This is a genomic window from Kitasatospora sp. NPDC036755, assembly GCF_040636595.1.
GTDB lineage: Bacteria > Actinomycetota > Actinomycetes > Streptomycetales > Streptomycetaceae > Kitasatospora.
In genome coordinates, this window is sequence record NZ_JBEZUT010000292.1 from 1 (window position 1) to 10,874 (window position 10,874).

Annotated in this window: 10 protein-coding genes; all 10 read right to left on the reverse strand. The window is 73.4% G+C overall.

Annotated features, from left to right (window positions below; translation table 11 throughout):
• Positions 1-1,156: hypothetical protein (locus tag AB0E96_RS31800; protein ID WP_359829247.1), on the reverse strand; the 1,156-nt coding region annotated here is incomplete at its 3' end.
• Between the two features lie 337 nt (positions 1,157-1,493).
• Positions 1,494-2,429 carry an endonuclease/exonuclease/phosphatase family protein gene (locus AB0E96_RS31805; protein WP_359829248.1) on the reverse strand — a complete coding sequence of 312 codons (936 nt, stop codon included), beginning with the start codon at positions 2,427-2,429 and terminating at the stop codon, positions 1,494-1,496.
• 79 nt (positions 2,430-2,508) lie between these two features.
• Positions 2,509-3,267: a hypothetical protein gene (locus tag AB0E96_RS31810; RefSeq protein WP_359829249.1), complete on the reverse strand. Its 759-nt coding sequence runs from the start codon at positions 3,265-3,267 to the stop codon at positions 2,509-2,511.
• Positions 3,268-3,361: 94 nt separating this feature from the next.
• A complete protein-coding gene (locus tag AB0E96_RS31815; RefSeq protein WP_359829250.1) occupies positions 3,362-4,285 on the reverse strand; it encodes a PP2C family serine/threonine-protein phosphatase in 924 nt (307 codons plus the stop codon).
• Between the two features lie 56 nt (positions 4,286-4,341).
• Positions 4,342-6,336 carry an ABC transporter ATP-binding protein gene (locus AB0E96_RS31820; protein WP_359829251.1) on the reverse strand — a complete coding sequence of 665 codons (1,995 nt, stop codon included), beginning with the start codon at positions 6,334-6,336 and terminating at the stop codon, positions 4,342-4,344.
• A gap of 81 nt (positions 6,337-6,417) precedes the next feature.
• On the reverse strand, positions 6,418-6,906 hold the full coding sequence (locus tag AB0E96_RS31825; RefSeq protein ID WP_359829252.1) for an NUDIX domain-containing protein: 489 nt from the start codon (positions 6,904-6,906) through the stop codon (positions 6,418-6,420).
• 43 nt (positions 6,907-6,949) lie between these two features.
• Positions 6,950-7,429 (reverse strand): GNAT family N-acetyltransferase, encoded by a 480-nt coding sequence (locus AB0E96_RS31830; protein WP_359829253.1) that lies wholly within the window; start codon positions 7,427-7,429, stop codon positions 6,950-6,952.
• Between the two features lie 66 nt (positions 7,430-7,495).
• Positions 7,496-8,080: an AAA family ATPase gene (locus tag AB0E96_RS31835; RefSeq protein WP_359829254.1), complete on the reverse strand. Its 585-nt coding sequence runs from the start codon at positions 8,078-8,080 to the stop codon at positions 7,496-7,498.
• Positions 8,081-8,430: 350 nt separating this feature from the next.
• Positions 8,431-10,518: a tetratricopeptide repeat protein gene (locus AB0E96_RS31840; RefSeq protein WP_359829255.1), complete on the reverse strand. Its 2,088-nt coding sequence runs from the start codon at positions 10,516-10,518 to the stop codon at positions 8,431-8,433.
• Positions 10,518-10,874, reverse strand: a 357-nt coding sequence (locus AB0E96_RS31845; protein ID WP_359829256.1) for a glycoside hydrolase family 15 protein, incomplete at its 5' end; no start/stop codon positions are given. The genes AB0E96_RS31840 and AB0E96_RS31845, both read right to left, overlap by 1 nt.

Consider the following 10,874-nt stretch of genomic DNA (forward strand, 5'->3'; position numbering starts at 1 on the left):
CGCCGCCGTGCACCAGGGCGTGCCGCCCGCCGCTGCGCCAGGCACCGACGGCCGCGATCCGCACCGCGTCCCAGAGGGCCTGCTCCGCGGGAACACCCCACTGCTGGATGAGCCAGCGGGCGACCTCGCTGACGGGCATCCAGCACCACGGCTCCCAGAGTCCGTGGTCGCGCACCCGCAGTTCCTCCAGCTGCTCCAGGACCCCGGGGTAGCGCTGGAAGACCTCCGTCTCCCGCCGGTTCCACCGGCCGGCGGCTTCGCGGTACAGCTGCGCGGTACGGCGAAGGGCCGGGGAAAGCCGGTGGTCGAGTTCGCCGGGGAACGGGCCGTCGGAGGGCACTGGTGGGGTCGCCGACGCGTCGATGCCGCCGATCTGTGCGCCGTGGGTGCCGAACAGCCGGGAGTGCCGGGCGGCGGCCCGGGCGAGGATAGCCTGCCGGGTGGCGTCGGCGGCGGCCGTCGTGGCCACCCGGACGCTGCGCTGCTTCGCCTTCTGCGCGGCCAGCGCGCGCCCGATGGCGGGCGAGGGCCGCTGATCGGAGATCTCGGTGCCGTTGTCGGTGAGCGCGTACCAGGCGGCGACGACGGCCCGCAGCGGCCCGGCGGAGTACGTGAGGCCCTCCGGCAGGTCGGCCTGGACCAGGCGGGAGTCCAGGATGGGAGGGAAGGGCAGGTGCAGATCGAAGTCCCGCATGAGGGGGACTTGTTGGTTGACGGTGCGAACGTCGGACCACCAGGTCAGGTGCACGCCGGGCCCGAATCCCTCCATGGCCGGGCCCCAGGAGGCGGCCACGATCGAGAACTCGCCGAGGTCCCACAACGGCACCGCGGTGACGAGCAGGCCGGACGGCGCGGGCAGAACATCCTCGGTGAACACCAGCGGCACCGTCCGGTCCGCAGCGAGCGCCTGGACGGCCTCGACCACGGGGGTGTCGAGGGCGAACGTCGTCCCGGCGGCGATGCGGCGCTCCTCGGCCGCGACGACCCGGTCGACCCGCTGCTGGCGAGGCAACGCCGACCACGCGGCCGGGCACAGAAGCGGGTGGCCCTCGGACTCGATGTAGCCGTACAACTCCCGACTGTCCGGCGACCGCAGGAAGCGCAGGTGGTCCGCTCGCAGGCCGGCGGCCAGATCGGGAAGCTGACGCTGAGACATGATCGGACCGTAGTGCGTCAGCAAGCCCGTGGCCAAGGCCGCCCGTCGTCACGCTCGCTGCGCACCCGTGCACCCGGGACGGCGGCCGGGCCCGTCAGATCGACGTGATGCCGGGGTTCTTCGTGGAGCTCGCGCACCGCGCTCCACCTGGTGGGGGTCTCCGGGTGCTCGGCCCCTTTCCGCCGGGCAGCGCGATCGGCCGCCCCGAAATGTCGCCGTGGCGCACGCCCGTCAGTCGGCCGCAGGCGGAGGGCAGCAGAACGCCGACTGCCGTCCGCAGGCCGTGGCGCACTTCGTCGGTGGCGGGCACGGCGTCCCGCGTGGGCGTCCGGGAGGATCACTGCCGCTCCTCGAAGGGGGTGGCCTGAGTCAGAGCGCGAAGGTCCAGTTCCGCGACCACGGGGCAGTGGTCGGAGGCGGCGAGCGACTGCTCGGTGCGCACGATCCGGTGTGTGCGGAGAGCCGGAGCGAGGCGTCGGGTGACGCGCGCGTGGTCGATTCGGCGCTCCCCCCAGATGTCCGGGTCGCCGTCTTCGTCGCTCCAGTGGCCGGCCGAGGGCTGCCATGGCGCGTCCAGGACGGCGGCGGCGTCCAGCAGGCCGCCGCGGTGCAGTACCTCGCCGGCGCGGCGGTCGGCGACCGGAGGGTCCTCGGGGTCTTCCCGCCACAGCACCTGGTACTCCAGCCACTCGTGGTCCTGCTCGGTGTACGGGTCGTGGTCGTAGTAGGCGCCGCCCGGGCGGCGGTCTGCGGAGATCGAGTTGGAGTCCGACCCGATCGCGCCCAGGACGCCGCTGCGGAACGCCGAGTGGACGCGCCGGGCCTCGTTGAACCGGAAGTCTCCTCGGAACGGGTCGCCGTGGTAGGAGGCGAACTTGACCGGCTCCGGGCCGCCGACGTCCAGTACGACGGTGGCCATCGAGTGCCAGAAGTCCACCCCGCCGTCGTACCCGCGCCAGCCGCCCCGCACGGGTTCGGTGCCCGGCCGCCACAGCACCGCCGTGTGGAAGTCATGGGTGCTGGATGCCAGGGCGAGAGTGGGGGCGCTGTCGTCGCGGGGCCGGACCACCCGGCAGTCCAGGCTGGTGTCGTCCGCGAGCCGGCGCAGCACGGTTGCGGCGGCTTCGGGTGTCCGGCCGATGATCTCCTGAACGGCTAGGACGTCGGGGTCCAGGTCGCGGATCACCTGGACGAGCAGGTCGTAGCGGTCCTGTTCTTGGCGGCTCTTCACCGATCCGAGGTTGAAGAGGTTGTACGTCGCGAAGCGCAGCATGTGGGTGGTCCTCCGTTGTCGGCCGGGCGCGTTCGGGCAGCGGCCCGGCCGGATGTTGATGGGGTCGGGGCCGGCGGGGTCAGGCGGCGGCGCTGTCCACGGCGTCGAGCAGGGCTAGCAGCGGCTGCTCGTCGCCGACCGCTTCCGGTGCCTGTTCGGCCAGCAGGTGGTGCAGGACGTGAGTGTGGAAGCGGATGGCGGCGGTGATGGCCGGTGGGCTGTAGGGCTGGGGTGCGGCGGCCAGCCGGTGGGCCCAGGAGTCCCAGGCGGTGTGGCCGTGGCGGTGGTGGTTGGTACCGGTGTCGCGGTCGCGCAGGACCATCGCCGCGACCAGGAGGTGCCGGGGTAGCTGGAGGGCCATGTGGGAGCCGATCAGCACGTCGCCGCGGGCGGCCTTGACCGCCGCCAGGACCGCATCGAACCGGTAGGCGTTCACCAGCTCGGCCAGTACTTCCCGGGTCTCGCGCGGCGGCACCGCCGGGGCCGGCTCCCGCACGGTGGCCGAGCGGACGGTCAGATCGATGCGGCGTAGGTCACGAAGGACCAGGCGGATCCCGACGCTGTGCTCATCGTCGATGCGGCTGCTGGTGTAGATCGGGCCGAGCGAGCTGCTGGCCAGGCCGGCGAAGTCGTCGGCGAGCGTCTGCGGGGCGCTGCTGCTGGTCACGACGAAGTCTAGGTCGGACCAGCGGTCCAGCCCCTCGGCGCCCTCGGCCGCCGAGCCGTGCACCCGCAGGTCGCGAATGTGCGGCTCGGCGGCGGCCCACGCTCGAAGCAGCGGTAGGGCGTCATGCTGCCAGCCGACCGGTGGCAGCCCCTGCGCAGTGGGCGTCGTCACCGGGCCTCCGTGCGGAGCAGCCGGTCGGCCAGGAGGATCGCCGCCACGCTGCCGCCCTCGCGGCCCCAGCGGCGCCCCGGTGCCATGAACGGCCTCACCGGTAGGCCTCTGCGCCGCTCGGACCCGCCGTCTTCGTCAGGCCCGGACCGTCGGGCTCCCGCAGCGGCCAGAAGGCGAGGGCCTTGTCGTCCGAGACCTTGTAGCGGGGCCAGAGCTGCCCGTCGGGGTCTTCGCGCTCGGCGCGCGCGATGGCGTCGGCGACCGCCAGCGGCCCGTCCTGCCGGCACGCGCGGGCGAGTTCCTGCCACGAGTACAGCTCGTACTCCTCGACACCGGCGGTGATGCCGTCGGTGGCGATCACGACCTCGGCCAGGTCGTCGGACGGCCACGAGGCGGTGATCGCGTGGAGGCCCGCCTCGGGCACGGCCTCGGCGATCCAGTACCCGTCCGGGCGGTTGACCACCTTGCCCTGGAAGTCGCGCAGCTCCTGGAGGATCAGGCGGTGCCGGTCGCCGAAGCCGTGCCCGGCGCGCAGGCGATCGCGGTACTCCCGTGCTTCGGGCCGGGCGTCGACCAGCCGGGTGAGGCGGTCGTCGCGCACCGCGTGCACCGTGCCGTCGCGGCCGATGGCGACGACGGGGCTGTCTCCCAGGACGGCCGCCTCGATCCGATCCGCCCTTCGCCGCGCGACCGCCACGGTGGACGCTGGCGAGGAGCCGGCGACGAGGCCGTGGGCGTCGGCGACGGCCCGGATCGCGGAGGCGAGGACCTGGCGCAGGTCTGTATCCGCCTCGCGGGTGAGGAGTTCGGCGATGGCCGCGCCGAGGGTGTCGGAGTACCAGGCGCCGCGGGGCGTTTCGTCGGTGACGGTGGAGACGCCGTCCAGGACGATCAGGGCGTCGGCCGTGGTGAACACCCGGTCCTCGCTGGGGCGGCCGTTGCCGGCGAGTTCGCCGATCCGGACCGTGGAGCCGCTCACCAGGGCTGTGCGCGGGGTGCTGGGCGGCTCGTTCTTCACGGTGAACTCCGGTCTGGTATAGGAAGGTTGGACGGGCCTGGTTCTGTGGTGCGCGGTCAGGCAATGGTGGGGGCGTGGTTCGTCTGGCGGGGCAGGCGCTCGCCGACGTCGTACTGGGCGGCCTGGAGGAGGTAGGACTCGCGGTAGCGGGTGGCGGGTTCCTGGGCCATCAGCTCGGCGTGGGTGCCCTGTTCGACGAGGCGGCCGTGGTCGAGGACGAAGATGCGGTCGGCCCTGGCGGTGGCGCCGAGGCGGTGGGTGATGAGGACGACGGTGACGCCGAGGGCGGTGAGCCGGCGGATCTGTTCGAACGTCTCGACCTCGGTTTCGGGGTCCATAGCGGAGGTCGGTTCGTCGACGATGACGAGGGCGGGAAGCCGCCCGTGGGCGTCGGGCGTGGTCAGGCGCAGGTAGGTTCGGCCGAGGGCGGCCTTCTGCCACTGGCCGCCGGACAGGCCCACCCCGCCTTCGAGGCCCTTGGCGATGAGGGTGTCCAAGCCGCGGGGCAGTTCCTCGATGACCGGGTTGAGACCGGCGTACTCGGCGGTGTCCTCCAACTGCTGCTGGCTGCAGGCGACTTCTGGACGGCCCAGGAGCAGGTTGGCGCGCAGGGTGAAGCTCCAGCGCTGGAAAGTCTGGGCGAGCAGGGCGACGCTGCTGAAGAGCTGGTCGCGGTCGGCCGTCGCGGTGTCGACGCCGTCCCACCGGATACGGCCCTGGTGCGGCTGGTAGACGCCGCACAGGATGTTGGCCAGGGTCGACTTGCCGGAGCCGTTCGCGCCGACCAGCGCGATGACCTTGCCCCGGGGGATGGTGAGGGTGACCTTGTCGAGGGCGGGGGTGTCGCGGCCGTCGTAGCTGAACGAGACGTCCTCGACGGTGATCGTCTCGGGGCGTTCGGGCAGCGGGGTGCCGCCGGTGGGGATTGCCCGGCGGTGCCCCTCGCGGCGCAGCTGGTCGAGGTCGCGGACGAACAGGCTCTCCTCGTACAGGCCGTTGATCTGGGAGACGAGGCCGCCGATGCTCGCCGAGCCGGTGCGGATGGCCACCACGGCGGTTCCGGCGGCGGCGAGCGGGATCGCACCGTTCATGACGAGCGAGCCCAGGAGTGCGAACGCGCCGACGGTGGCGGCGCCGGCCAGGGCCGCGGACAGCAGGTCGGTACGCGCCTTCGCTCCGGCGAGGCGGGCCTGTTCCTTCTCGGCCGCGCGGGCCATCTGCTCGTAGTGGTGGAGGATGAACGGCCCGGCGGCGTGCACCCGCAGCTCGGCCGCGGAGTACGGGCGGATCAGCATGTCCGCGAGCAGGGTGCTGGCGCGGTTGTGCTGGAGCCAGGCCCGGATGGAGGCGTAGTGGCGGCGGGCGGTGCGTACGGCGCCCCAGCCCCGCGGGACGGCGATCAGCAGCAGCATGGGCAGCAGGGCGGGGTGGAGGACGGACAGGACCCCGGCGGCGGAGACGAGGCCGAAGACGGCGGCGAGGACGGAGGTGGCCTGGCCGATGATGCCCTGCAGGGCCGTGGCGCCCCAGCGGGCGCTGTCCACCTCGGCGAGGAAGGCCGGGTCCTCGATGGCCTCCAGCTCGGAGCGGCTGACGATGCCCAGGAAGTCGAGGGTGGCCTGGCGGAAGACCGCGGGCTTGAGCCGGTCGCCGGCCCACCCGGAGGCGGCGGACAGCCCGGAGGACAGGCCCGCGATCACCCCGACGGTCACGATCGCCGGCAGCGCCGCGCGCAGCACGGCGGGAACGTCGCCGGGGGCGAGCAGCGCGGCCAGCGCGTGGTTGGTGGCGATCAGTGCCACGGCCGCGGCGAGGCCGCGCAGTACCTCGGCGCCGACCAGGGTCACCAGGGCGGCGCGGTCGGCATGCCACGCCATCCGCCCGGCCAGGTGCAGGAAGTGCGGCATCTGCCGCGCCACCGCCCAGAACGTGATCTTGCCGCTGGCCAGCTCGTGCTTGGCCCAGCCGTAGTCGTAGCGCATCGGCCCGCCGAACAGCAGCTGCTCGCTGTCCGGGACCGAGTCCGTGGAGGTCGTGGGTGCGCTGGTCACATACTCCCTTTCGTCGAGGCGGTAGGGCGCGCCGCTCGGTGCCGGTGGACCGGGAAGCGCTGGGGATCGGCCGGTGCCGGGTCACGTCCCGGCGAGGCGCCGCTGCCCGGGGCTGGGGTCGAACCCGTGAGTGGAGAACGCGGGCCCGCCGGCCAGGTACGCCTCCACCGCCGCCTTGGAGGTCGGGAACATCGGGCTGGGCAGGGCGGTGGTGGTGGGGTGCCAGCGCACCTCCAGGTGCTTGTCCGGTTCGACGTTGACCAGCGCGCCCGTGAACTCGTTGGTGGCGAAGACGAACAGCAGGAAGCCGCCGAGCCCGTCCCAGCCCTCCTGGGCCTGGATCGTGTGGACCAGGCGCAGATCGCACGGGCGGGCGATGAGGCCGGCCTCCTCGCGCAGTTCCCGGGCGGCGGCGTCGGGGATCTCCTCCCCGGGATCGACCTTTCCTCCGGGGACCGTCCAGGCGGGCCCCGGGGACCAACTGCGCTGGCCGTAGTGGACGGTGGCGATCCGGTCGGTGGTCAGATCGTGGGCGATGACGCCGACCGACAGCCTGCTCGTCTCGTGCATCGGGACTCCGTAGTCGTCAAGGGGAAGGGTGGGCGGGGCGGGGCTACTCGGCCCGGCCCGGGGAGGTGGGCAGCAAGGCCATGAAGCCGTCGACGGGCTTGAAACCGAGGCTTCGGTAGAGCGGGGCGCCGGCTTCGGTGGCGCGCAGTTCGATGGAGCAGCCGTGCTGAGTGATCGCGGTGACCAGGGTGCTGGTGACTGCGCGGGCCAGGCCCTGGCGGCGGTGGGCGGGGTCGGTGACCACCGTGTGGATCCTGGCCCACCGGCCGGTCGGGTAGGCGGGGCCGCAGTAGCCGCGGTAGACGATGCCGATGGCGCAGGCGGCGAGGCCGCCGCCGGGTGCGTCGGCGACGTAGGCGAACAGGTCCGGGTCGGTGCCCAGGCGACGGTGCAGGTCGTCGCGGAACGTCGCTCGCCACTGGTCGGTGACCGGTTCGCCGGTCAGGACCGCGACGCGCAGCCGCAGCAGCTCGTCGGCGTCGCGCGGCGTGGCGGCGCGGGCACGCGGATCGGGTGCGGGCACTCGGGCGCTCCTTGTCAGGGTGGTGTGGGAGGCCGGCGACGCGAACGTGGCGGCCGGGTGGCGGCCTCAGTCGTCCAGCGCGGGCAGGCCGGTGAGACCGGTCTCGCGCATCACGCGGTCGACCGTGTCGTGGAGGGGGCTGTCGCTGCCGATGACGGTCTCGAAGCCGCCGGGCAGGAGGTCGTGCTCGCGGTACCAGTCCCGCAGCTCTCGCTCGGTGACCCGCGTGAGGTACTCGGCGTCGGCCTTCGAGGCGTGCCGCGCGAGGGTCTCGTCGAACGGGACGTCGAGGTAGTAGCAGCGGGAGACACCGCGGTGGTCGCCCACCAGGCCCGTGAGCATGTCGCCGTAGTGGTCGGCGTACAGGATGCCCTCGATGACGACGTGGTAGCCGGCATCGAGCGCGTAGCGTGCCACGGTGTCGATCAGGCCGATGTTCGCGCCGCCGGGCCGGTCGCGCTCGCGCAGTACGATCCGGCGGAGGTTGTCCTGGGCGACCAGGGCCAGGCCGCGACCGAACCGCTGCCGGATCCCGGCGGCCACCGACGACTTGCCGCTGGCGGAGTTCCCCCGCACGACAACGAGGCGGGTCTCCTCGCTTCCCACCGTCACACGGCCGGCCGCAGGTACCGGGCGGCTCGGGACGCTCATACCGGCCGTCCGACCAAGTGGACTCCCACAACCAGCCTGTGGACCATCGGATTTCTTCCTCTCGAAGCGGCGGAGAGCGGATGTGAAGGGCCGCCCGGCCGGGTCAGGGCGCGGCGAAGCCGCGATCGGGCATGTGATCGCCTGTCGTATGTGAGTGCGTCGGCAGGTGTTCCACCGTAGGCGGCGGGGCGGGGCCGTGTCGGCGTGTCGCGTCGGATGACACACGATCCGGTGAACGACCCCAACTCACATGACCAATAGGGATGTTGCCGACTGCCTCGGGTGCTGTGTCAGGGGAGTGCGACAACCGGTGCCGGGCCCGGGTGGGGCGCGGGGCCGGCGAGCGCTGGTCACTGGTGCAGCAGGGCGAGGAGCCGGCCGTTCAGACGTTCCACGTCGCGGGTGGCGCCCAGGTTCCGGTACTGGTCCTGGCTGGAGCCGTACCAGTCGGCGGCGGCCTCGGGCAGGCCGGCACGTTCGGCGGCCTGCCCGAGGAACTCCGTGGCATAGGCCACCCAGTGACGGTGGCCGAGGTCCGCGAACGTCCGGAGTGCGTCGTTGATGGTGCCGGCGGCGAGGTCGTGCCGCCCGGCGAGGGACTGCGCCTCGCCCAGGAAGACCTTCGCCCGGGCCGCGTTCAGCGGGTCGGGCGGGGTGAGCGATTCGAGGTCGGCGAGGGCCTGCTGGAGCAGCGGGAGCGCGAGGTCGGTGTTGTTCCGGCGGGCGGCGGCGGAGCCGAGGAGGATCTCGGCGAGGCCGGCGCCGCGCCGGTCGCCGAGCTCGGCGTAGAGCTCGATCGCGCGCGCGAGTTCAGGTTCGGCGGCGGCGTACTGCTCGGCCTCGTAGAGCGTGGCGCCGATACCGGCCGTGCACTGGGCGATGCGGCCGGGGTCCTGGTCCTCGGTGGCGAGGGTGCGGCCCTCCTCGTAGAGCCGCAGTGCCTCCTCATGGGCTCCGGTGTGCTTGTGCGAGATGGCCAGCGTGGTGGTCATCTCGTAGATGGCCAGGCGGTGGCCCCAGAGCCGGGCGAACCCGAGTCCGAGCTTGTGGCAGGGGACGCTCAGGTCGGTGCGCCGCAGGCGGTGGAAGAGCGGCCACAGGTCGTGGACCAGGACCACGGCCGCCTGGTGCTCGTCGAGTTCGCGGGCGGCGGCGAGGGCGGGCAGGACCGCGGGGGCGATGGCCTCCAGCCAGTCCTGCGCGGCGCGGTCGTCGGTGATGGGGACGGGCTCGGCGGGGTGGTGGCGGTGCTGGCGCGGCAGGACACGGTGGTGCGGGGTGAGGCGTTGGACGGTGTCCTGGGCGGTGGCGATCAGGTGGTCGAGGTAGCACTGCACGACGCGCCGGCGGGCGTCGGCCGGGTTGCGGATCAGTTCCCGGACCTCGGGGCGGATGCGGTAGACGTCGCCGCGCGTGCTCTGGCGGCGGGTGTGCTCCAGCAGGTGGCGGGCCGCGAGTTCGTGCAGCAGGTTCAGGGTCTGGGTGGCGGGGGTGGCGGTGGCCGCGGCCACGGCGAAGTGGTCGAGGTCGGGCGCGGGGATCAGGGCGGCGAGCCGAAGCAGGCGTGCCTCGGGCTCGGGCAGGGAGGTGAGGGCGAGGGCGGTGGTCATCGGGATGCTCTCCAAGTCGGTTGCGGCGAGGGCAGGGTGGTGGGCGAGCGGGCGGGCGGGGGCGAGGACGGCCTCGCCGGCGGCCAGACTCAGGGCCAACGGGTTGCCGTCGCAGGCGCGGGCGAGGGCTTCGGTGGCGGCGGGCTCCGCTCGCACCCGGTCCTCACCGAGGATCCGAGCGAGCAGCCGGACGGCGTGGGCCGGCGTGAGCGGGGCCAGATGGTGGTGGTGCGCGCCGTGGGCGGCGAGCGCGGGCATCGGCGAGCGGCTGGTGACGACGACCAGGCAGTCGGCGTTGGCGGGGACCAGCGGCAGGATCTGGTCGGCGCTGGCGGCGTCCTCCAGCATCACGAGCAGCCGCCGGGTCGCCGCGGCGGAGCGCCACAACGCCTGCAAGTCGGATTCCTGCCAGGGAAGGTGCCCTCCTTCGCCGAGGCCGAGCAGCAGGGAGCGGGCGATCTCGGCGGCCGGTGCCGGGCCACCGACGGCGCCAGCACGCAGCCGGACGAGGAGTTGTCCGTCCGGATACCGCTCGGCGTGCCGGTGGCTCCAGCGCGTGGCGAGGGTGCGCTTGCCGATCCCGCCAGCCCCGGTGATCACGATCACCGGGGCGGTGTCCTCCGGCAGGCCGGTGAGCAGCCCGTCCAGGGCGGCCACGTCACGCTCGCGGTCGGTGAACACCCGGGTGATGGCGGCGAGTTGCCGGGGTGCCGGTCGCGGCGGCGCGGCGGGGTGGACGTGGATGTCGCGGACTTGGCCGGCCTGGACGACGGGACCGCTCCGGCTGCCGGTGATGCGGTTGGACGCGGACGGCACAGGGACGGTCATCAGCCGCGGCCCTGCCGGACACCCGCGACCGTGAGCGTGCCCTGCTCCCGCTCGGGGAGCGCCCCGGCGGGCTGGGCGCGCTGGGCCGGAAGGTGCGCGGCGCCGCAGGCGGTCAGCCGCAGGGCGGTGTCGATCAGCGGGACGTGGCTGAAGGCCTGGGGGAAGTTGCCGACCTGGCGCTTGAGCCGCGGGTCCCACTCCTCGGCGAGCAGGCCCAGGTCGTTGCGCAGCGCCAGCAGCCGGTCGAACAGCTCGCGGGCCTCCTGCACCCGGCCGATCATGGCGAGGTCGTCGGCCAGCCAGAACGAGCAGGCCAGGAAGGCGCCCTCGTGGCCGGAGAGGCCGTCGACGTTGTT

Excerpts from the sequence above, each read along its gene's own strand:
- AB0E96_RS31840 (WP_359829255.1), bottom strand. The coding sequence starts at position 10,518 with ATGACCGTCCCTGTGCCGTCCGCGTCCAACCGCATCACCGGCAGCCGG.
- AB0E96_RS31825 (WP_359829252.1), bottom strand. The coding sequence starts at position 6,906 with ATGCACGAGACGAGCAGGCTGTCGGTCGGCGTCATCGCCCACGATCTG.
- AB0E96_RS31835 (WP_359829254.1), bottom strand. The coding sequence starts at position 8,080 with ATGAGCGTCCCGAGCCGCCCGGTACCTGCGGCCGGCCGTGTGACGGTG.
- AB0E96_RS31805 (WP_359829248.1), bottom strand. The coding sequence starts at position 2,429 with ATGCTGCGCTTCGCGACGTACAACCTCTTCAACCTCGGATCGGTGAAG.